Source organism: Rhodococcus sp. RCBS9, assembly GCF_029457415.1.
GTDB classification, from domain to species: domain Bacteria; phylum Actinomycetota; class Actinomycetes; order Mycobacteriales; family Mycobacteriaceae; genus Rhodococcus_F; species Rhodococcus_F qingshengii.
On sequence record NZ_CP120422.1, the window covers coordinates 378,794 to 398,526 of the forward strand.

At 63.0% G+C, this 19,733-nt stretch carries 20 protein-coding genes; 8 read left to right on the forward strand and 12 right to left on the reverse strand.

From position 1 onward, the window contains the following. Window position 1: 1 nt before the first annotated feature. From nagB to P0M12_RS01880, 5 genes are read right to left on the reverse strand one after another with little or no spacing between them, the layout of a single operon-like run. A complete protein-coding gene (nagB, locus tag P0M12_RS01860) occupies window positions 2-781 on the reverse strand; it encodes a glucosamine-6-phosphate deaminase (protein WP_007726140.1) in 780 nt (259 codons plus the stop codon). Further along, a complete protein-coding gene (locus P0M12_RS01865; RefSeq protein ID WP_080712786.1) occupies window positions 769-2,010 on the reverse strand; it encodes an N-acetylglucosamine-6-phosphate deacetylase in 1,242 nt (413 codons plus the stop codon). Before P0M12_RS01865 ends, nagB begins: the two co-directional genes overlap by 13 nt. Then, window positions 2,007-3,680, reverse strand: coding sequence for a phosphoenolpyruvate--protein phosphotransferase (ptsP, locus tag P0M12_RS01870; protein WP_030537313.1), 1,674 nt, complete (start codon window positions 3,678-3,680; stop codon window positions 2,007-2,009). The genes P0M12_RS01865 and ptsP overlap by 4 nt, the downstream gene beginning before the upstream one ends. Further along, a complete protein-coding gene (locus P0M12_RS01875; protein ID WP_003941322.1) occupies window positions 3,680-3,949 on the reverse strand; it encodes an HPr family phosphocarrier protein in 270 nt (89 codons plus the stop codon). The genes ptsP and P0M12_RS01875 overlap by 1 nt, the downstream gene beginning before the upstream one ends. Before the next feature lie 2 nt (window positions 3,950-3,951). Beyond that, window positions 3,952-5,295, reverse strand: a complete 1,344-nt coding sequence (locus P0M12_RS01880; RefSeq protein ID WP_003941307.1) for a PTS transporter subunit EIIC — start codon at window positions 5,293-5,295, stop codon at window positions 3,952-3,954. 327 nt (window positions 5,296-5,622) lie between these two features. Between P0M12_RS01880 and P0M12_RS01885 the strand changes: the two genes are divergently transcribed. After that, window positions 5,623-5,853: a PTS glucose/sucrose transporter subunit IIB gene (locus P0M12_RS01885; RefSeq protein WP_003941324.1), complete on the forward strand. Its 231-nt coding sequence runs from the start codon at window positions 5,623-5,625 to the stop codon at window positions 5,851-5,853. Beyond that, a complete protein-coding gene (locus P0M12_RS01890) occupies window positions 5,850-6,308 on the forward strand; it encodes a glucose PTS transporter subunit IIA (protein WP_019749215.1) in 459 nt (152 codons plus the stop codon). Before P0M12_RS01885 ends, P0M12_RS01890 begins: the two co-directional genes overlap by 4 nt. 54 nt (window positions 6,309-6,362) lie before the next feature. On the opposite strand, the gene P0M12_RS01895 is transcribed toward P0M12_RS01890, so the two are convergent. From P0M12_RS01895 to P0M12_RS01905, 3 genes are all read right to left on the reverse strand, one after another. After that, window positions 6,363-7,112 carry a GntR family transcriptional regulator gene (locus P0M12_RS01895; RefSeq protein ID WP_007726130.1) on the reverse strand — a complete coding sequence of 250 codons (750 nt, stop codon included), beginning with the start codon at window positions 7,110-7,112 and terminating at the stop codon, window positions 6,363-6,365. A 149-nt stretch (window positions 7,113-7,261) separates the two neighbouring features. Further along, complete coding sequence (locus P0M12_RS01900; RefSeq protein ID WP_277377394.1) at window positions 7,262-8,035, reverse strand: SWIM zinc finger family protein; 774 nt, start codon at window positions 8,033-8,035, stop codon at window positions 7,262-7,264. Then, complete coding sequence (locus P0M12_RS01905; RefSeq protein WP_030537310.1) at window positions 8,032-10,848, reverse strand: DEAD/DEAH box helicase; 2,817 nt, start codon at window positions 10,846-10,848, stop codon at window positions 8,032-8,034. The genes P0M12_RS01900 and P0M12_RS01905 overlap by 4 nt, the downstream gene beginning before the upstream one ends. Window positions 10,849-10,911: 63 nt before the next feature. Here P0M12_RS01905 and P0M12_RS01910 point away from each other — a divergent pair, with 63 nt between their 5' ends. Together P0M12_RS01910 and P0M12_RS01915 are read left to right on the forward strand one after the other, a co-directional pair. Further along, complete coding sequence (locus tag P0M12_RS01910) at window positions 10,912-11,832, forward strand: NADP-dependent oxidoreductase (protein ID WP_030537309.1); 921 nt, start codon at window positions 10,912-10,914, stop codon at window positions 11,830-11,832. 107 nt (window positions 11,833-11,939) lie between these two features. Continuing rightward, window positions 11,940-12,641, forward strand: coding sequence for an HNH endonuclease family protein (locus P0M12_RS01915; RefSeq protein ID WP_151098086.1), 702 nt, complete (start codon window positions 11,940-11,942; stop codon window positions 12,639-12,641). A gap of 1 nt (window position 12,642) precedes the next feature. On the opposite strand, the gene P0M12_RS01920 is transcribed toward P0M12_RS01915, so the two are convergent. Then, window positions 12,643-13,875, reverse strand: a complete 1,233-nt coding sequence (locus P0M12_RS01920) for an amidohydrolase family protein (RefSeq protein ID WP_030536844.1) — start codon at window positions 13,873-13,875, stop codon at window positions 12,643-12,645. A gap of 158 nt (window positions 13,876-14,033) precedes the next feature. Between P0M12_RS01920 and P0M12_RS01925 the strand changes: the two genes are divergently transcribed. After that, on the forward strand, window positions 14,034-14,669 hold the full coding sequence (locus P0M12_RS01925) for a TetR/AcrR family transcriptional regulator C-terminal domain-containing protein (protein WP_030536843.1): 636 nt from the start codon (window positions 14,034-14,036) through the stop codon (window positions 14,667-14,669). Here the strand turns inward: P0M12_RS01925 and P0M12_RS01930 are convergent. Then, on the reverse strand, window positions 14,656-16,230 hold the full coding sequence (locus P0M12_RS01930) for a molybdopterin-dependent oxidoreductase (protein WP_030536842.1): 1,575 nt from the start codon (window positions 16,228-16,230) through the stop codon (window positions 14,656-14,658). The genes P0M12_RS01925 and P0M12_RS01930 overlap by 14 nt on opposite strands. 127 nt (window positions 16,231-16,357) lie before the next feature. On the opposite strand from P0M12_RS01930, the gene P0M12_RS01935 reads away from it, so the two are divergent. Then, window positions 16,358-17,176: a shikimate 5-dehydrogenase gene (locus tag P0M12_RS01935; protein WP_030536841.1), complete on the forward strand. Its 819-nt coding sequence runs from the start codon at window positions 16,358-16,360 to the stop codon at window positions 17,174-17,176. A 13-nt stretch (window positions 17,177-17,189) separates the two neighbouring features. Next, entirely contained in the window at window positions 17,190-17,651 is a 462-nt protein-coding gene (locus tag P0M12_RS01940) for a DUF6328 family protein (RefSeq protein ID WP_003941357.1), read from the forward strand. A 1-nt stretch (window position 17,652) separates the two neighbouring features. Here P0M12_RS01940 and P0M12_RS01945 read toward each other — a convergent pair whose 3' ends face one another. Together P0M12_RS01945 and P0M12_RS01950 are read right to left on the reverse strand one after the other, a co-directional pair. Next, window positions 17,653-18,489: a sulfurtransferase gene (locus P0M12_RS01945; protein WP_030536840.1), complete on the reverse strand. Its 837-nt coding sequence runs from the start codon at window positions 18,487-18,489 to the stop codon at window positions 17,653-17,655. Between the two features lie 22 nt (window positions 18,490-18,511). After that, window positions 18,512-19,135, reverse strand: coding sequence for a LysE family translocator (locus P0M12_RS01950; protein ID WP_003941342.1), 624 nt, complete (start codon window positions 19,133-19,135; stop codon window positions 18,512-18,514). A gap of 102 nt (window positions 19,136-19,237) precedes the next feature. Here P0M12_RS01950 and P0M12_RS01955 point away from each other — a divergent pair, with 102 nt between their 5' ends. Next, window positions 19,238-19,711 (forward strand): Lrp/AsnC family transcriptional regulator, encoded by a 474-nt coding sequence (locus P0M12_RS01955; RefSeq protein WP_003941284.1) that lies wholly within the window; start codon window positions 19,238-19,240, stop codon window positions 19,709-19,711. Window positions 19,712-19,733: the final 22 nt, after the last annotated feature.

Here is a 19,733-nt window from a genome sequence, read left to right on the forward strand (position 1 = left end):
GTCAGAAGGACTGCCACGACGGCTTGTGTTCGAGCGCATACCGGTAGTAGTCGGCAAGTTTGAGTGAACTGGCCGCAGCTTCGTCGATGACGACGGTGACATGGCGATGCAATTGCATCACCGAAGCCGGGCAGAAAGCAGACAACGGACCTTCGACGGCAGCGGCGATCGCGTCAGCCTTGCCTTCTCCGGTCGCGATCATCACCAGATGCCTTGCATCGCTGATGGTTCCGAGCCCCTGGGTGAGCACGTGATGTGGGACGTCGTCCACACCGTCGAAGAAGCGTGCGTTGTCGATCCGGGTCTGCTCGGTCAGCGTCTTCACGCGGGTTCTCGAGGTCAACGACGATCCGGGCTCGTTGAAGCCGATGTGGCCGTCGGTACCGATGCCGAGCAACTGCACGTCCACTCCCCCGGCCGCCGCGATGCTCTGGTCGTACCGGGCGATCTCCTGCTCCGGGCACGGCGCTTCACCGTTGGGACTGGACACCATCGCGGGATCCAGGTTGACGTGATCGACGAACTCCGACCGAATCACCGAGTAGTACGACTGCGGATGGCGTTTCGGCAATCCCAGGTACTCGTCGAGCAGGAATGCCCGAGCCAGCGAGAAGTCGAGTTCGGCGTCGCGATGCCTCGCTGCCAGTTCACGATAGGTTCCGATCGGCGACGACCCCGTTGCGAGACCGAGCGTCGTCGCCCCGGCTCTGACGTAGCCTTCGACGATGTCCGCGACGGTCGAGTCGACCTCCGCGGGTGTCGGCTGAATTACGATTTCCATGATTTTTCCTTTCCGGCGACTTTTCCGCCGAGTAGTACACGCCCCAGGCGCAAGTGACGATCGGTGATCAGGATGTCGGCTCGGCAGCCCACGGCTAGCGATCCGATCAGGTCGCCAAGCCCCAGCAGACGCGCTGGGCTCCGAGTTGCCGCTGCCACAGCGTCTTCCAGCGCGACGCCGCCGTCGAAGACAGTGCTGCGAAGCACGTCGAGCAATCTTGCAGTCCCTCCGGCGATGGCACCGGAACTGCCGTCGGTGGTCGCGAGTCTTGCCACTCCGTCGGCAACCGTGACGTCGAGCGCACCGAGTTGGTAGTCGCCGTCGTCCATTCCCGCCGCGGCCATCGAATCACTGACCAAGGCGATCTGGTCCGGTCCGACAGCGTCGAAGACCATCGACACGGTCTCGGGCGCAAGATGCACACCGTCTGCGATCAGTTCCACCACCATCTCGCCTCTCGCGGCAGCCGCCAGGCACGCCGCGACGGGACCCGGAGATCGATGGTGCAGGGGCGGCATCCCGTTGAAGAGGTGGGTCGCGCTGATCTGTCCGGCCCAATCCCCCTGCACCGCAGCATCGATCCGCGCCGACGTCGTTGCCGCGTCGGCATCGGTGTGACCGAAACTCGGCACGATGTTGCGATGACGCATGATCGCGAGCAACTCTTCGAAATTCTCGGTCTCGGGCGCCAAGGTCATGGACCGCACGGTCCCCCGCGCAGCGTCACACACGGCTTCGAGCAGATCCGGATCACCGGGAATGATCGCTGCCGGATCCTGGGCACCGCAGCGGACGCCGTTGATGAACGGCCCCTCGAGGTGGATACCCAGAAGTTCTCCGCGTTCGACCAGATCGGCGAGCATCGTTGCTTGTCGCACCAGATCTGCGCGCGGTGCGGAGACCAGGCTGGCCAGCATTCCGGTCGTGCCGTGCTCACAATGATGCGCCGCCGCGCGGCTCGCTCCATCGGCGTCGGTGTTCGGGAAACCAGCACCCGCGGCGCCGTGGCTGTGGACATCGATCAGGCCGGGCATGATCACCGCGTCGGTGCGTTCCGGAATGACGACGACGGGTGTGGACGCCACATAGTCCGCAGCCGAGCCGACCCAACTGATCTTTTCGCCGTCCACGACGACGACTCCGTCGTGAATCTTCCCGGCCGGAGATCCGATCACAGTTCCCCGCAATACGATCGGATCGCCGACAGTAGCCGAGCCTGATGTACTCATGCCGACTCGCGAATCCGCGCGACGGCCGCTCTACCCTCGATCGGATTTCGCGCGCCCCGCGCCGCCGCGGCCATGTCCTTGCACACCGCCAGATCGAGAGAGGCCAGTTGCGCGCGAACTGCGCCCAATGCCGGGACCGACATCGACAGACTCGTCACGCCCAAACCGACCAGAACCGGAGCCAACAGCGGGTCCGACGCGGATTCTCCGCACACACCAACAGGTTTTCCGGCATCGGCGCCCGCCTGACCGACCATCGCGATCAGATCGAGGACCGCCGGCTGCCACGGATCGAGCAGTTGCGCCAGGCCTCCGGCCATGCGATCCACGGCGCAGGTGTACTGGCTCAGATCATTGGTACCGATACTGACAAAATCGAGGTGCTCGAGGATATCCTTCGCCCGCAACGCTGCAGCTGGAACCTCGATCATTGCTCCGACCTTGCCGATCCCCCGCGAACGCGCAAGTTCTGCAAAGTCTTTCGCCTCGTCGGCCGTAGCTACCATCGGCGCCATGACCCACAGATCGGCGCCCGTCGCATTGCCTGCCGCCGCGAGGGCGTCGAGCTGGCTGATGAGTGTGTCGGGATAAACCGTGCCGACACGGAGCCCGCGGATACCAAGGGCCGGATTCTCCTCGACCCCGAGATCGAGAAACGGCAACGGCTTGTCCGAACCCGAATCGAGAGTGCGGACCACCACCTTCTGTCCGGCGAAGTGCCCGAGCACCGACGCGTACGTCTGTGCTTGCTCCTCCACCGACGGTGCGTCGTGACGCCCGAGATACGAGAATTCGGTACGGAACAGTCCGACGCCCTCGCAATCCGCCGCTCCGGCCCGCGCGGCGTCCTCGAGGGTCCCGATGTTGGCCGACAACCTCACCGCGAACCCGTCACGCGTGCGTCCTGGACCCTGTGCCGAAGCCGACTGCTCTGCCACGAACGATGCTTCGAGGACTGCGCGCTCGCGCGTTTCTGCCGAGGGATCGATGGTGACCGTCCCGGTGGTGCCGTCGAGGATGAGAAGTTTCCCCTCCGCCAGCAGATCGGTTCCCGAGCAGTTGACCACGGCCGGGATTCCGAGCGACTTCGCCAAGATAGCCGTATGGCTGGTCGGACCTCCTTCGGCAGTCAACAATCCGACCACGTCACTGGTGCCCAGCGTCGCCGTATCCGCCGGAGCGAGGTCGCGCGCCACCAGGATGTACGGGTAACCGGGAGTGGGGATTCCGGGCATCGGCTCCCCTCGAAGAACGGCCACGGCTCGCTGCCCGAGATCGCGCAGATCGGTTGCCCGTTCGGCCATGTACCCGCCGAGCGCCGTGAGCTTTTCACAGAAGGCGTCGAAGGCAACTGCGACGGCGTGTGCGGTCGGCAGCCCCGATTCCAGGTTCGCCTTGGCCGCCTTCACGATGCCCGCGTCGCGCGCCATCGCAGCCGACATCGTCAGGATCTCCGCGGAGACGCCCTCGACTGTCTTTGCACGCGAGAGCAGTTCCTCCGCGACGGCGTCCAGTGCCTCACGGATCCTGATCAGCTCCGCCTCGGGACTGCCCGTGATCGGGTCCGCCGCCGAGGTCGGCTCAGGCGTGGAGAATCGCAACCACGGCGCGCAGACCGAACCCGCGCTCACTCCGATACCCGCGATGCGGTTGTCCACACTCGCCGTCATCAGGCTTCGTCCAGTTCGGATGCGAGAAGCTCTGCGAGCGAACCGACCGCAGCGTCGGCGCCGTCACCGTCAGCACGCAAGGTCACCGAATCCCCGAATGCTGCACCGAGAGTCATGACAGACAACATGCTGGAGGCATCGACGGGTTCGCCGTCGCCGAGCGCGATGGTGACGTCTACCGGTAGATCGGCTGCGGCGCGCGCGAAGAGCGCTGCGGGTCGTGCGTGGAGTCCGACGCGGGATCCGATTGTCGTGGTTGCGATCGCCATGTTCAGCGTCCTTCCAGTTCCTTGTCGAGCTTGTTTTCCAGTTCGGCGACGAGCGGGGCGTCGGTGCGGCTGTCACCTTCGGCAGCCAGTGCCAGTTCGGCCTCGAGCAGCGCTGGGTCGGGCTCACCTGCAGCCACCTCGACCTCTTCTTCTCGTCCTGGCGTGCGCAGATTCCACTTCTTGATGACGAAGCTGAAAAGGAAGTAGTAGATCACGGCGTAACCGAGTCCGATCGGGATCAACATCCATGCGTTGGTTGCCTTGCCGAAGTTCAACACGTAGTCGAAGAAGCCTGCGGAGAACGTGAATCCGTCGTGAATCCCCAGCGCATTGACCAAGGCCATCGACGTTCCGGTCAGGAGCGAGTGGATGACGTACAGGGGCCACGCGACGAACATGAAGGAGAATTCGAGCGGCTCGGTGATACCGGTGAGGAATGCGGTCAGGCCGGTGGAGAGCATGATGCCGCCGACGAGCTTCTTCTGAGAAGGCTTGGCGTTGCGCCAGATTGCGAAGGCTGCAGCGGGGAGGGCGAACATCATGATCGGGAAGAAGCCGGTCATGAACGTACCGGCGGAGGGGTCGCCGGCGAAGAACCGGTTGAGGTCACCGCGAACGATCTGACCGCTCGCGTCCTGGTAGTCGCCGATCAGGAACCACACGGCGGAGTTCAAGATGTGGTGCAGGCCCGTGGGGATCAGGAGGCGGTTCGCTGCGCCGTAAATGCCGCCGCCCACAACGGTATTGGAAGCAACTGCTTCACCGACCCAGTTGAGGCCGGAGTTGAACAAGGGGTACACGAATGCCATCAGGACACCGACCACAAGACCGGTGATCGCTGTCAGGATGGGAACGAGCCTGCGCCCGTTGAAGAACCCGAGATAATCGGGAAGCTTCGTTCGATAGAACCGCTGCCACAAGATCGCCGACAGCAAGCCCATCACGATACCGGCGAGCACCCCGTAGTTGATCAGGGATTGATCCCCGTTCGGGTCCGTCTTCCCTTCGAGGACGATCGGCGACATCGCCTTGAACACGCCGTCGATCACCATGTAGCCGACGACGGCTGCCAAGGCAGTCGATCCGTCGGCCTTCTTGGCCCAGCCGATCGCGATACCGACGGCGAAGATCAGCGGCAGCCACGTGAAGACTGCTTGTCCTGCCGCAGAGATCACTGCAGCAGCACTGTGCATCGAACTGAATCGCCCGAGCAGGTCGTCCTGGCCGAGGCGGAGCAAGATTCCCGCAGCCGGCAGAACGGCGATCGGAAGCATCAAGCTTCGGCCGAGGCGTTGAACCCCGGCGAACACTTTCGATTCCTTCTTCGGGGTGTCTTCGAGAGTCATCAAGGACCTTCTTCGTTCGCCGGGCCGCGTCGCGATCGGCCGCTGGTTCTGGAAATTCGGGTGTCGTACACGTGCAGGTTTCGTGAAAATGCAGGTCACGGTTCTTGCTCGGAAGTGAGGCCGAAACCGTTTTGTCGAAACTGTTGTGGAGCCGGACTTCCAACGGGTACTGTCCGGTCATAACCAGTTGTAGTTTTACCTGGTGGAGGCGAGTTGTCAACACCCAAATGTGACATACGTAACCGGGATAGCCTTGACCAGCAACTAGTCAGCCCACCTGCACGACCGTTCAACGATCACGACCAACCCGACAATCAGGAGCAGCAAATGTCGAAAGCGGAAGCAATCATCAAGGGCCTCGGCGGCGCAGAGAACATCGTCGAGATCGAGGCTTGCATCACCCGCCTGCGTACCGAGGTCAAGGACGGAGCGAAGGTGAACGAGTCCGCTCTCAAGGCTGCCGGCGCACACGGCGTACTCAAGGCCGGAACGGTTGTCCAGGTCATCGTCGGGCCCGAGGCCGACACCCTTGCCGAGGACATCGAGGACATCCTGTGACGGTCGTCCTCGCCCCGCTCCCCGGTCGGGTCGTCGCACTCGCTGACGTACCGGACCCGGTGTTCGCTCAGCAGATGGTCGGCTCGGGCGTCGCGATCGAACCCGCTCGCGGTCAGGGCCCACTCACGGTCGTGGCGCCGATCAGCGGAAAGATCCTGAAACTTCACCCCCACGCGTTCGTGATCTTCGGCGAGAAAGCCACCGGCGTGCTGGTCCATATCGGCATCGACACGGTCAAGCTCGAAGGCGACGGATTCACCCTCATCGCCGCCGAGGGTGACACCGTCGATGCGGGTGATCCCATTGTCAGCTTCGATCCAGCGCACATCGACACGACCGGTTACTCGGCGATCTGCCCGGTAGTCGTGATGGATTCCAAACCGGACACCGTCGAATCCCCTTCCGTCGGTGGGGACGTCGCCACTGGCGACACTCTGTTCGACTGGTCGGCGTAACGCAAAGGGCGAGCACACCGGAAGGTGTGCTCGCCCTTTCGCTTCGAACGATGACTATTGGTCGCCGCGCGTTTTGGGCCGCGCTTGGCCCTGGACTTCCATCTGCAACTGGTAGCGGTCGGATCGGTACCAACTGCGAGTGTGCTCGACCGGTGCGATCTCGCTGAACGACACTCGATCGAAGTACAGAACCGGAGCGCCCTTACGAGTGCCCAGGAGAGTCGCGATCTCCGTACTGGCACCATCGGCACTGACTGTCTGCTCTGCCCGATCGATCGGCTTGTCGTACTTGTCGGCGGTTGCCCGATAGATCGAACCCGTCAAGTCCATGTCGAGTAAACCCGGCAACAGTTCGGGATTGAACCAGCCGTCGTCCACGCTCACCGGCTCGCCGTCGGCAAGGCGCAAGCGCTTGACGTGGTAACCGTCGGAACCCGGTCGCATATTCAGTGCGGCAGCAGTGTTTTCGGGGACCGGCCCCTGTTCGCTGACCAGGACCACTGTCGTGGGGTGATGCCCCTGGGCGCGCATTTCCTCGGTGAAGGATGCAAGGTGCAGCTTGGATTGGACAGCACGGTGCGCAACGAAGGTTCCCTTGCCACGCACGCGAACGAGGTGTCCGTCATTGACCAGTTGCCCGATTGCCTCGCGAACGGTGATCCGACTGACGCCGTAGTCCTGCATCAGGTTTCGCTCGCTGGTCATCAAGTCGCCAGGCTGGAGTTCTTGGGTGCACTTGCGCAGGAGAATGGTGCGCAACTGTTCGTGTTTGGGTATTGCGCTGTCGCGCAAATGAACGGGCATCACAGCGACTGTCCCTCCGAGAAATGAATAGTCGTCTATTCGCCGACGACAACGACCTGAAATCGCAGGCAGGTCCCGACCGGACCGGTCCAATTAACGATACTGGAATTTACGACAGGAAACTAGCACCAGTCCGGAGTTGTCCGATTTCAACCGTCCAACCGTCGGTAGATGGACCGTATTTCGTCCAAGGCGACGTTCTGCTGAGCCATGTCCAATCCCAATGCCGCAACCGCCTCGCGCAACCGCCTGATATCCAGATCGTCGATCGCCGCGCGAAAAGGCACCTTCGGTAGCGCAGGGAGGGCAGCCGCGATTCCGAACCAATTCTCGACGTCCACCGAAACAGTCGACTCGTCTTCCACTCCCCCGATCAACTGCTCCAGGCCGACCCCGCGAAGTCTCAGCAACCTGAGCGGATCGGTGTCGATTCGCTCCGCGGTCAAGAACGCCACGGCCGCAGCGTGTTTGCACGGCCAACCGACATCGGGGCAGGTGCAGTCGAAGCGAAACGCCGACGGACCGTCCGGTATCAGTTGAGCAGCAAGCATGTCCGGGACAACGCCGGACACCAGTGCGGCAAGACTTCCCGGCACGCGGCGGATCTTGGTGATGATGTCGTCGATATCCGATTGATCAAGAGTGTCGATCGACAGCGTGGAAACGAAAGGTTGAAGTTGGCTGCCCTGAACCTCGGCCGTCACCACTCCCGGTTCGATGTCGAGCGCCAAAACCTGACCCGAACGCGCATACGTTCGCCCACGCGTGACACGAGGTTTGTCGCCGATCTCTTCGACGACGCGGACAAAAGCCTTGCCCCAGAACATTCTCCCGAACGCTGGACGAGGCTTGACCGGCGCGGGTGCTCGCCGTCGGGAGCCGGTGTACTCGCTGAAATCGGGGCCCTTGCCGCGCGGACTCATTCGCCCACCGCGTCGTCGCCGAGTCGCAACAACTCGTCCAATTGCTCGACGCTCATCTCCGTCACCCAGTTCTCACCGGTCCCGACTGCAAGTTCGGCGAGTTCACTTTTACTCGCGATCATCGTGTCGATTCGCTCTTCCAAGGTTCCGACGCACACCATCTTGCGTACCTGAACGTTCTTTCTCTGACCGATGCGGAAGACACGGTCCGTCGCCTGGTTCTCTACCGCCGGGTTCCACCATCTGTCGAGGTGAACCACATGGTTGGCCGCCGTGAGATTCAGACCCGTGCCGCCGGCCTTGAGCGAGAGCACCATGATGGGCGGGCCGCCTTCACCTTGGAATGCCTCGACCATGGCGTCGCGCCCGGCTTTCGACACTCCGCCGTGGAGAAACGGAACTTCGGTGGTGAACCGGTCGGCCAGGTACGGCACCACCAATTCGCCGAACTCACGAAACTGTGTGAACAACAGAACCTTCTCGTCGTCGCCGATGACCGACTCGACGATGTCCTCGACCAGTCCGAGCTTTCCCGAACGGTGTTGCCCGCGGCGCATCACCGGCGAACCGTCGCGCAGGAAGTGCGCGGGATGATTGCACACCTGTTTGAGTTTGGTCAGCGCAGACAGGACGGCGCCCTTGCGCTTCATCCCTTCCGTCCCCTTGATCTGCGCCATCATCTCGTCCACCACGGCGCGGTACAACGCGGCCTGCTCTTCGCTGAGATTCGCTCGAACCGTCATCTCCAACTTCTCCGGGAGATCCGCGATCACGGCGGGATCGGTCTTCACGCGCCGCAGCACAAAGGGGGACGTGACGGCTCGCAGTCGCGAGACGGCAAGCTGATCTTTTTCCCGCTCGATCGGTACGACAAACCTTTTGCGGAACATCTGCTCCGAGCCGAGTACACCGCGATTGGCAAAATCGAGGATTGACCGCAGCTCGTCCAGTCGGTTCTCCACCGGCGTTCCGGTCAGAGCAACGCGATGATCCGCGGGGATGCTGCGAGCAGCGCGGGCCTGAGATGTCTTGGCGTTCTTGATGTGTTGAGCTTCGTCGAGCACTACGCGCCGCCAGTCGAGATCCTTGAGCGCCGCGACGTCGCGGGTCATGAGCGCGTAGGTGGTGATCACCAGATCACTCTCACGAACTGCCTGTTCCAACTCCGCCCCGGTAGCGCGATCCGAACCGTGATGAACGTAGACGCGCAAGCTCGGTACAAATCGCGCCGCTTCACGCTGCCAGTTTCCCACGACCGACATCGGGCACACCAAAAGTGTTGCTGTCTTGGACTTCTCGTGCGCAAGTAACGCCAACAGTTGCAGCGTCTTACCCAGACCCATGTCGTCGGCCAGAACGGCGCCGAGCCCGAGAGCACTCATGTACGCCAACCAGTCGAGACCGCGTCGTTGATACGGACGCAAAGTCGCGTTGACCGTCGACGGTACCGCCACCTGCCGCGGAGCCACCGACTGGTCGAGCAGTGCAGAGGCCCATCCAGTTGCTTTCACTTCCTCGACCGGCAGGTCTTTGAGGTCGTCGGCGATCAAGTCCTTGATCAGATCGACGATCGCTCGGTCCCCGCTCGAGTGCCGCTGACTGACAAAACGAGCCGCGCGGGCCAGGACGTCTTTGTCCGCCTGAACCCACTCGCCGCGCAACTGGACCAGATCGGACTTCGCATCGACGAGTCGGGTCATTTCCTCGGCGGTGAGTACCTTGTCTCCGAGCGCCAATTCCCAATCGTATTCCAGCAATTGGTCCATACCGACCGTACGATTCTCCGCAACGATCGGAGATGCCGCCGAGGTCACGCGCACACGCAGGGATGGAGACACCACGTTCCATGCGCGAGGAAGCAGCAGCGTGATCCCTCGCTCTCGCAGGACTATCGCGCCGTGTCCGACCAGGTCCATCACGACAGGTGTGGGCAGCAACAGGTCGAGGCTGTCCTCGTCACGCGGCACGTCGCGAAAACGTGGGTAAGCCTTGATTGCGTCTTCGAGCTTGCGGCTGCCGAGCTGGATACGTTTGGGATCTGCCCGGTGCAGTCGAACACGTTCGGGCGCTTCACCTTCGGGACGCAAACACACTTGCAGACGCCACAGCGCATCGTCGTCCGGATCGGAATTGTCGTCGAGTTCAGGCTCGATCAGCCGCAGAACCAGGTCCGGCTCTCCGGCGGTGAACGTCGACCCCCATTCGGCGAGTCCCTCGGCCGCTCGTACCGACACGTCGTCGAAAGCATCCCCGGACAACACGGCCTGCCACAGCGGGGTCTGCACCACCGGATGCGAGTCCCCGAGAGCACGACGGACGATCGGGTCCGTGAGTTCGTTCGTGATGTCTTCGATCGTCGCCCTCGGCGAGCCGACCGCCCGCTGCACCGGCGGCATGGCCACTACCAATTCGCCGATCCAGGCGCGCTGGCGTTCCCCCACCGACAACTGCCACCGCGGCCACCAACTACCCTCGGCTCGCGTCAGCGCCGGCACCACCCGGCCGGCGCGCACCCAACGGTCGATTCCTCGCGCCACGTGCACGAGAAAGTGCAGGTCTCCCGCGATTCGCTGGTCGTCGGCCTTGAACCGCAGCAGGAGATCGACTGCGTCCGGCGGCGCCAACGCAACAGCTGCGTACTCACTCTGCAAAGGCCCGCCAGGTACGGGCGGCATAGCGACATTCACACGATGACGGAACTTGCGATGCAGGACAGCACTGACCGGATCACGGGGATCGTCGGTCCCGGCACCCTCGTGCCCGTCGACCCACAGTTTGAGCCCCGATCCCGGTGACCAGAGTCCATGCAGCATCCGACCATCCAATCAGGTGCCACCGACACCACTTCCCGCCTACCGGGCAATAGGCTGGCAGGCATGACGACGGCATACGGCTTCACCGAGTACGGCGGACCCGACACACAGTCCTACTTCGACGTCACCTTGCCCCCGCCCGGTGCCGGCCAACTGCTGGTGTCGGTCCGAGCGGCGGGCGTCAACCCCGCTGACTGGAAAGTTCGCGCGGGTACTCGAAAAGATACTGTCCCGGTGACGCTGCCTGCGGTTCTGGGCCGCGAAGTATCCGGTGTTGTCATCGGAGTAGGTCCGCGGGTCACCGAGTTCGAGGTCGGCGACGAAGTGTTCGGCGCTACCGCGACCGGCTTCGGCGGCTACGCCGCGTCGACATTGCTCAACGTCTCCTCGACAGCACACAAGCCGCCTACCGTGTCCTGGGCCGATGCCGCAGTGCTGACGGTTGCGGCAGGAACGGCCTACGACGCACTCCACGATCTCGGTCTGAAACCCGGGGCGACACTCCTGCTGCTCGGCGCCGGCGGCGGCGTTGGTCGCAGCACGATCGCGCTTGCTCTGGCGCGGAGTATCAACGTGATCGGTGTCGCGAGCGAGTCCAAGAGAACCGCGATCGAGGAAGCGGGAGCACGTTGGGTTGTGTCGGGGGACGGCTTCGCAGACGACGTGTCCGCGTTGTCCCCAGTCGGAGTGGACGCGGTTTTCGACCTGGTCGGCGGGGACACTCTCACTCGCGGCGCTGAGCTCGCCCGACCGGACGCACCGATCCTGAGCATCGCCGATCCTCTGGCGGCGAGCCGACTCGGCGGCGGTGGTGTCGAACGCCGAAGAACTACAGCAGTATTCACGGAGATCGCGGCGCTCGTGGCCGACGGGATCCTCGACCCGTCCGTGTCCGGGCGGTACCCATTCTCCCGCGCTGGGGAAGCGCTCGCTGCAGTCGAAGACGGCCATGCCGCCGGCAAAGTGGTGATCGAGTTCGGCTGATTCCTGTCGGCCCCCGATGGTTCAATCACCGTCTACGACGGACGGCGTTGAATCACCGTCTACGACGGGCGGCGTTGAATCACCGTCTACGGCGGACGGGGGCACAGGTGGTTGCACGGTTATCTGCGATCCTGTCGACGCTCGCGCTCGTATGTCTCGTCGCGTCCTGCGGATGGTTCGGGGACGAGCGTCTCGAGTCGGCCCCTGGCAGCCCCACGCGATCGGAACTGGAAGAGTTGCTGTCCCGGACAGCGATTGTCGACACCCGACCACATCCGGGTGGATACCAGCGCGGCTGCGGTAACGGCGAGGCCTGCGTCTTCGGCCCCGCGTGGTCCGACGACCAGGACGCACCTGGTGGCCACGACGGGTGCGATACCCGCAACAACGTCCTGGCCCAAGATCTCTCGGATGTGGTGTTCAAACCAGGAACACGTGACTGCGTCGTACTGTCCGGCGCGATGACCGACCCGTACTCCGGAGATCGCATCGAATTCGAACGCAGCCAGGCCAAGTCCGTCCAGATCGACCACGTCTTCCCGCTCGCCGCGGCCTGGGACTTCGGCGCGAACTCCTGGACTCCTGCGTTGCGGATGAGGTTCGCGAACGACATGTCTCTGAACCTGTTGGCCGTCAACGGCCCCGACAACCAGGCGAAAGGCGACAGCACGCCCAGTGACTGGTTGCCGCCCGATCCTGCGTACCGATGCTTCTACGCCGGCAAGTACCTGACCGTCGCGATTTCCTACGGCTTACCGGTCAGCCGGGCGGATCACTCGGCGTTGACAGAACTCGCCACTCGCTGTTGAGCTACCGACCGTCCTTCACCACTCGACCGCTCTGAATGACGAGTGCGATGCGCTCACGATCGGCGAAGATGGACGGATCCGTCAACGGATTGCCGCGGAAGGCAACGAGGTCGGCGAACTTACCGACTTCGATGGTGCCGACCTCGTCGGCGATTCCGAGAATGTCGGCGTTGATCCGGGTAGCGGAAACCAGTGCATCCATGGGTGTTTCGACCTTCGCGCGCAGGACCAACTCCATCCCACGGCCCGTTTGATCGGTACCGATGAGGTCGGATCCCAGCCCCACTCTGACCCCGGCATTTCGAGCAGCAAGAAGCCCGTCGATCTGACCTTGCATCATCTGGCCGATCCGAGCCGAAATCGATTCGGGTAGACCTGCTGACGCCGCGCTGTCCGAGAGCGCCTGCACCACAGCCAACGTCGGCACCAAGGCGACGTCGTGCTCGGCCATCAACTTGGCGGTCTCGTCGTCGATATCGGAGCCGTGCTCGACGCATTTTGCCCCGGCAGTGACAGCGTTTCGGATTCCCTCGTTGTTGTGGGCATGCACCGTGACATAGGTACCGCGCGCATTGGCTTCCTCGACGGCAACTTCGATCTCGTCGACCGTGAACTGGGTATCGGTGAGCTTGTCGTGAGTCGATACCACTCCCCCGGTGACGCACAGTTTGAGGAAGTCGGCACCCCTGCGAAACGTCTCGCGAACGTTTTTTCGCATCTCGTGCGGACCGTCGGAAAGCAGAGACATACAACGCAATCCGGGGATGTCGTGATCGGACCAGTCCGAAGTCGGCTCCCACTCGGCCGCCAGGTGTCCGTGTCCACCGGTCTGGCACTGGATCGGGCCGCACTGAATGATCCGCGGACCCGGAATCTTGCCCGAGGCGACAACTCCGGCCAGTCCGCCGTCGATTCCGCCGCAGTCACGAACAGTGGTGAATCCCCCGTCGAGGGTCGACGCGCAGGTCGCGAACATGTCTGCAGCAAGCTCCGCTACCGAGATCTGACGCCGCAGACTCGGTGCGAGGTCACTCGATCCACCGAGATGAACGTGTGCGTCGATGAGGCCGGGCGTGATTGTCAGCCCAGTGCAGTCCAACACCTCCGCCCCCGCAGGTGGCGTGCCACCGAGTGCACTGATGCGCCCGTTTTCCACAGCAACAGCGCAGTTCTCGATCGGGTCGGCGCCCGTCCCGTCGATGATCGTTGCACCGGTCAGCCATACGACAGACATATTGAATGTTCCTCCGACGTGTACCGATCGCCGGAAGATTCCGCCGACATACCGAATAGGGTTCGGTTAGTATGATGCATATCGGCTCCCGAAATCAAGGAGTTGTCATCAATCGATCAAGTCCGAGATTGCCGACGAATCCCTCACCAGGAGAATCGATGCCGCGTCCCACTCAGCCGATACTGTCCACGCGAAACATCACCGACGCGGCTCTGGATGCTGTCGACGCAACCGGCGACTTCACCATGCCCGGGATCGCCAAGCAACTGAACGTGACTCCGTCTTCGCTCTACACACATATTTCGGGTCGATCCGAGATCGTCGAACTCATGCGCATCCGCGTGATGTCGTCGATCTCTGTCCCCGAACCACCCGCAGGATGGAGCGAGCGGATCAGCGCGTGGGGGTGGGCCTATCGCCGAGCTGCCGTCGAACATTGGCGCCTCATCCCGCTACTCATGACCCGCAGCGTCCGCACAGAGGTAACTTTTGATATCGATACTGCACTGGTTCAGGCATTTTCGGACGGGGGTTTCGATTCGGCCGACACTCGTCACGCAATCTCCACGCTGGACAGTCTGGTTCTCGGATCAGTCGTGAAACTCTCGACGCCGGATGTCGCATGGACCCAATCCTCCAACCCGAGCGAGATCACGCGCGAGGCTATGACCCCACTGCGAACCGACGACACGTTCGACTTCGGCCTGCGAACCCTGATCGCCGGATGGATGGCTCAGCGCGTTGTTCGTCTGTATACCGAACCTCATTCGGATTCCGACGTCACTTCACGGTGAACGACCTGGTGTGCCATCCCGTGGCGCCACCGGGAATCGGCGGAGTGCGCTCTTCCACCTGAACGTTCCCGTCCAGATCCGTCGCTCTGACCTGCACCGTGTGCAAACCCGAGCCTGCATCCCACATCCACGACCATTGACGCCAGGTGTCGATCGAGTACTCCTGCGCCAGTGTCGCCGGTTGCCATTCACCGTTGTCGACGCGAACCTCGACCTTCTCGATCCCGCGATGCTGCGCCCAGGCCGTTCCCGCCACCAGCACCTGGCCCGGCTCGATGGGAGCCAGAGCTGCCGGCACCTCGATACGCGAGGACGTCTTGATAGGTGCCTGCGCACCCCAACCGCGCTGGGTCCAATAGGCCTCGACCTTGTCGAAACGCGTGAGTTCCCACTCCGTCACCCACTTGGTGGCGGAGACGAAACCGTACAGACCGGGAACGACCTGCCGAACGGGATAGCCGTGCTCGAACGGCAACGGCTCACCGTTCATCGCCACGGCGAGAATCGCGTCACGGCCGTCGGTGACTATCTCGACCGGGGTGCCGACTGTGAAGCCGTCGACGCTGGTCGAGAGGAGCATGTCGGCGTCGGGATGGACACCGACTTCGTCGAGCAGGTCCTTCATGGGATAACCGATCCACTTCGCGTTTCCGGCCAGAACGCCGCCCACCTCGTTGGAAACACACGTCAGCGTGATGACCCGCTCGATGGGCGTTCGCGCCACCAGATCGTCGAACGACAACGTCATCTCCCGGTCCACCATTCCGTGAATCCGCAGTTCCCACGAATCCGTCGTCAATTGCGGAACGAGGAGAGCCGTGTCGATTCGGTAGAAGTCGTCGTTGGGCGTGATGTACGTCGATGCACCCGAAATCCCGATGTCCGCACCCGCCGGAATCGGCGGCGCCGGGTCAGCGGCGGTGGGCACGACAAAATCTTCACGATTCGCTACTGCTCCGGCGATTCTCTGCCCCACGAACTTCCCGGCCGCACCCGCTGCCGCAGCCACTGCCAACGCCGCACCTGCCAGCAGAAGGAACTGACGACGAGGCAACCACGAGTCGGCGACGCCAGGCGAGAGCGGCACCTCCAGCTGTGTGATCAGCAAACGCAGTGTTGCGACGCCCGCCACCACACCGACCAGGGTCGGGAACACGTACATCGCGTCGGCAGTCGGCCGCTGCATCGCCGCATACACACCAACCGCGCCCAGAAGAACGAGAATGACGCTGCCGATCGGGCGGCGTCGCCGTTCCAGGAGCCCGGCCACCGCACCGAGCAGAACGATCAAGATCGACATTCCGATGAACAGCGCCGGCTTGTCATTGGTACCGAAAGTGTCGATCGCGAACTCGCGAGCCCACGCCGGCGTTCGGTCGACGGTAGTCGCACCTACCGCGTAGAAGGGCGACGCGTCCGGGTTGATCGGCAACGCAACCAGTTCACCGACGCCCAGGACGACAGCCGCGGCCAAGACCCCGGAGATCGCGTGAGCAGCCCATCTACGACGCGGTGGACGAGATTCGGTGCTCGGGTGCTCGTCGATGTTCTGTGTGACCATGTCGTCTCGGCTCTGTCGGTGCGAGTGGTGCTTCGATCGGATACCCGACATTCGGCGCTGCGGGCCATCCGGATGGGTGCACTCCTCCATCAAGAACTACTCCGAACTCGCGATTAGAGTGGGAACGATGACCGTCGACCTCAACAAGGACACGCTCCTGTGCATGTCGCTCTCCGGGCGACCGAGCAACATCGGCACCAGATTTCACAATTACCTCTACGCGGAATTGGGCCTGAACTTCGTCTACAAAGCCTTCACCACCGAAGACGTGCCAGCCGCGATCGGCGGCATCCGAGCACTCGGGATTCGAGGCTGCGGGGTGTCGATGCCGTTCAAGGAACAGGTCATCGAGCACATCGACGTCATGCATGATTCGGCCAGCGCCATCGACTCCGTCAACACGATCGTCAACGAGTCCGGAGTGCTGCACGCCTACAACACCGACTATCAGGCGGTGGCCGATCTACTGCGTGACAACAACGTCGACACGAGCCTGTCCGTCGCTGTCGCCGGCAGCGGTGGCATGGCAAAAGCAGTCGTCGCCGCGGTGCGCGACACCGGATTCACCGACGTCACCGTGATCGCCCGCAACCAGCAAGTGGGGTCATCGCTTGCGAAGCAGTACGGCTTCGACTGGCAGGCCGAACTCGGTGAGCTTCGTCCCGGTGTGCTGATCAACGCCACCCCGATCGGTATGTCCGGCGGCGCAGAAGCAGATGCACTGTCGTTCCCCGAGCACGCAGTGCGCGCCGCCGATGTCGTCTTCGACGTCGTCGCGATGCCTGCGAAGACGCCACTGATCGCGTTGGCGACCGAACTCGGCAAAACGGCGATCACAGGAGCGTCAGTCATTGCCCTTCAGGCCGCCGAGCAGTTCGTGCTCTACACCGGCGTGCGTCCGAGCGCGGAGCAGATCCAGCGAGCGTCGGAATACTCACGGGCGTAGGAACCACGTCGCCGTGAACGAGACCGGGGAGACTCCACCTCAACAACTCGCGCGGAACTTCAACGAGTTGTTGCAAGAGCTGCGCGTCGCGCTCTCTGGTGTGCAGATCCTGTTTGCCTTCCTGCTAGCCGTGGCATTCACCGAACGCTACGAGGAAGCGTCGGCGTACATCCGCGGCATCCACTTGGTGACGGTGATCCTTGTTGCCATCTCGTTCGGGTTCCTGATGGCACCCGCGGTCTGGCATCGCATGCTTTTCCGCCGTGGGCACCGCGAGAACATATTGCCCGTGGCCAACCGATTCGCCCTGTGCGGCATAGCCTTTCTGGCCGCCTCCATGACCGGCACGGTCCTGTTGATCGCCGAGGTCGCCGTCGGCGGAGTTGCCGCAAAGGTTTTGGCAGCGTGCGCCGCGATCATGTTCACGGCACTGTGGTTTCTCGTGCCGTCATTCATCGATCGCACCAAGAGCTGACTCAGGCTCCGGTGTCGACGGCGCGAGTGCTGTCGTTGGACCACTGTGACCACGAGCCCGGGAACAGCGTCGCGTCGTAACCAGCGATCGCGAGCGCCGCGATCTCGTGCGCGGCAGTCACTCCGGATCCGCAGTACACCGCCACCTTGTCTCCGACGCCCAGTCCGGCGAATCGCTCACGCAGGTGGGTCGTATCCAGGAATCGCCCGTCGCCGGTGATGTTCTCGGCGGTCGGCGCGTTCACCGCACCGGGGATGTGCCCTGCGACGGGATCCATCGGCTCGACCTCGCCGCGGTACCGCTCCCCGGCTCGGGCGTCTAGAAGGACACCGCCCTCGCTCGTCCAGTTGCCGACACGGTCGATGTCGACAGTCGGCATGTTGCCGCCGGTGAAAGTCACGTCGCCCGGGCTGACGGACTCGCCGATACCGGCCGCCAACGGCAGTCCTGCGGACTCCCAGGCCTGCAGCCCGCCGTCGAGCAGTCGGACATCCGAGAGTCCGGCCCACCGCAGCAGCCACCAACCACGGGCAGCGGCCGTGTTGCCGGTGGCGTCGTAAAGCACCACCGAATCACCGTCGTCGATTCCCCAACGACGCGCCGCGTCCTGCAGGTCTTCGAGACTCGGCAGCGGATGCCTCCCCTCGTCCGGCGACGGCGGCGAGGCAAGTTCCTCGTCGAGGTTCACGAATACCGCACCGGGAATATGGCCGTCGCGAAAATGCTGCTCGCCGTTCGAATCACCCAGCGCCCATCGGACATCGAGCAATCGCGGCGCAGCGCCGGCCTCGATGAGAGCGGACAGTTCTTCGACGTCGATCAGCACGGGAAGTGTCATGAGCCCATCCTGACACGACCACTCATGCAACCCCGAAGAAGGCACCGAGACCCACCAACAACACTCCCGTCACCACGTCGATTCGCTTGCCGACGCCAGGGCGACGCAGCTTCTTGCCGGCTCCGGCTGCCAACACCACCACGATCGCCCACCACAGCGCCGCGGCGACCACCGTCGCGCCCGCCAACATCAACGTGCGCAGCCCTGCGCCTTCACCCGGCTCGATGAATTGCGGGAGTAGCCCGAGAAAGAACAACAGCGCCTTCGGGTTCAGCAGGTTCGAGAGGAAGCCGTAGCGAAATGCTGTGGTGACCGCGATCGGTTCTTTCGCTGCCGGAATTCCCTCGTCCGAGGCTCGGGCCTTGAAAGCACTTCGAATCGCGGAGATGCCGAGCCAGGTCAGATATGCCGCCCCGGCGTATGTGAGCGCGGAGAGCAACTGTGGCCGTGTCGCCACAAGTGCGGAGAGACCCAGTGACGCGGCAGCGGTGTGAACGAAGAGCCCGGAAATCACACCGGCGGCCACCACCGCGCCGGTCCGACGATCTGCTAGAGAATGACGCAGGATCAGGACAAAATCCGGTCCCGGCGTGAACAGGACGATGGATAGCAGGGAGCCGAAAGCGAGCCATTGACCGACACTCATCCGAAATACCTCACACCCGAGCTGATTCGAGACACATGTTCATGCCAGGAGTGTGCAACTGGATCCGGGAAGTTCAAAACGACTCCGGATATAGTTCGGCAGATGACGAAGAATGAGCCTCTGGATCCGGTGGACTGGAAGATTTTGGCCGAATTGCAGAACGACGCGTCGATCACCAACAAGGTGTTGGCCGATCGAGTCGGCTTGGCGACGTCCTCGTGCCACGAGCGCGTACGACGCCTACGTGCCAACGGAACGATCAGCGGTATCCACGCGGTTGTCGATCCGGCAGCCGTTGGCCGGTCGATGCAGGCGATCATCGCCGTTCAACTGCGACCACACCGCCGCGACCTCGTCGACCGCTTCACAGCCGACGCGCTCGCATTGCCGGAAACCCTTGCCCTCTTCAACGTCTCGGGCCCGGAGGATTTCTTCCTCCACGTCGCGGTCCGCGACAGTGCTCATCTACAACGGGTACTGATCGACCACCTCGCCGCGCACCCCGAGGTCTGGCACGCCCAAACGCACCTCATCTACGGCAAAGCGGTCACCTCACCCATCCGACCGGACAGGTAAATCGGGCCTCGAGCGGGTCGGG

Excerpts from the sequence above, each read along its gene's own strand:
- nagB (WP_007726140.1), bottom strand. The coding sequence starts at position 781 with ATGGAAATCGTAATTCAGCCGACACCCGCGGAGGTCGACTCGACCGTC.
- P0M12_RS01865 (WP_080712786.1), bottom strand. The coding sequence starts at position 2,010 with ATGAGTACATCAGGCTCGGCTACTGTCGGCGATCCGATCGTATTGCGG.
- ptsP (WP_030537313.1), bottom strand. The coding sequence starts at position 3,680 with ATGACGGCGAGTGTGGACAACCGCATCGCGGGTATCGGAGTGAGCGCG.
- P0M12_RS01875 (WP_003941322.1), bottom strand. The coding sequence starts at position 3,949 with ATGGCGATCGCAACCACGACAATCGGATCCCGCGTCGGACTCCACGCA.
- P0M12_RS01880 (WP_003941307.1), bottom strand. The coding sequence starts at position 5,295 with ATGACTCTCGAAGACACCCCGAAGAAGGAATCGAAAGTGTTCGCCGGG.
- P0M12_RS01885 (WP_003941324.1), top strand. The coding sequence starts at position 5,623 with ATGTCGAAAGCGGAAGCAATCATCAAGGGCCTCGGCGGCGCAGAGAAC.
- P0M12_RS01895 (WP_007726130.1), bottom strand. The coding sequence starts at position 7,112 with ATGCCCGTTCATTTGCGCGACAGCGCAATACCCAAACACGAACAGTTG.
- P0M12_RS01900 (WP_277377394.1), bottom strand. The coding sequence starts at position 8,035 with ATGAGTCCGCGCGGCAAGGGCCCCGATTTCAGCGAGTACACCGGCTCC.
- P0M12_RS01905 (WP_030537310.1), bottom strand. The coding sequence starts at position 10,848 with ATGCTGCATGGACTCTGGTCACCGGGATCGGGGCTCAAACTGTGGGTC.
- P0M12_RS01910 (WP_030537309.1), top strand. The coding sequence starts at position 10,912 with ATGACGACGGCATACGGCTTCACCGAGTACGGCGGACCCGACACACAG.
- P0M12_RS01920 (WP_030536844.1), bottom strand. The coding sequence starts at position 13,875 with ATGTCTGTCGTATGGCTGACCGGTGCAACGATCATCGACGGGACGGGC.
- P0M12_RS01925 (WP_030536843.1), top strand. The coding sequence starts at position 14,034 with ATGCCGCGTCCCACTCAGCCGATACTGTCCACGCGAAACATCACCGAC.
- P0M12_RS01930 (WP_030536842.1), bottom strand. The coding sequence starts at position 16,230 with ATGGTCACACAGAACATCGACGAGCACCCGAGCACCGAATCTCGTCCA.
- P0M12_RS01935 (WP_030536841.1), top strand. The coding sequence starts at position 16,358 with ATGACCGTCGACCTCAACAAGGACACGCTCCTGTGCATGTCGCTCTCC.
- P0M12_RS01945 (WP_030536840.1), bottom strand. The coding sequence starts at position 18,489 with ATGACACTTCCCGTGCTGATCGACGTCGAAGAACTGTCCGCTCTCATC.
- P0M12_RS01950 (WP_003941342.1), bottom strand. The coding sequence starts at position 19,135 with ATGAGTGTCGGTCAATGGCTCGCTTTCGGCTCCCTGCTATCCATCGTC.
- P0M12_RS01955 (WP_003941284.1), top strand. The coding sequence starts at position 19,238 with ATGACGAAGAATGAGCCTCTGGATCCGGTGGACTGGAAGATTTTGGCC.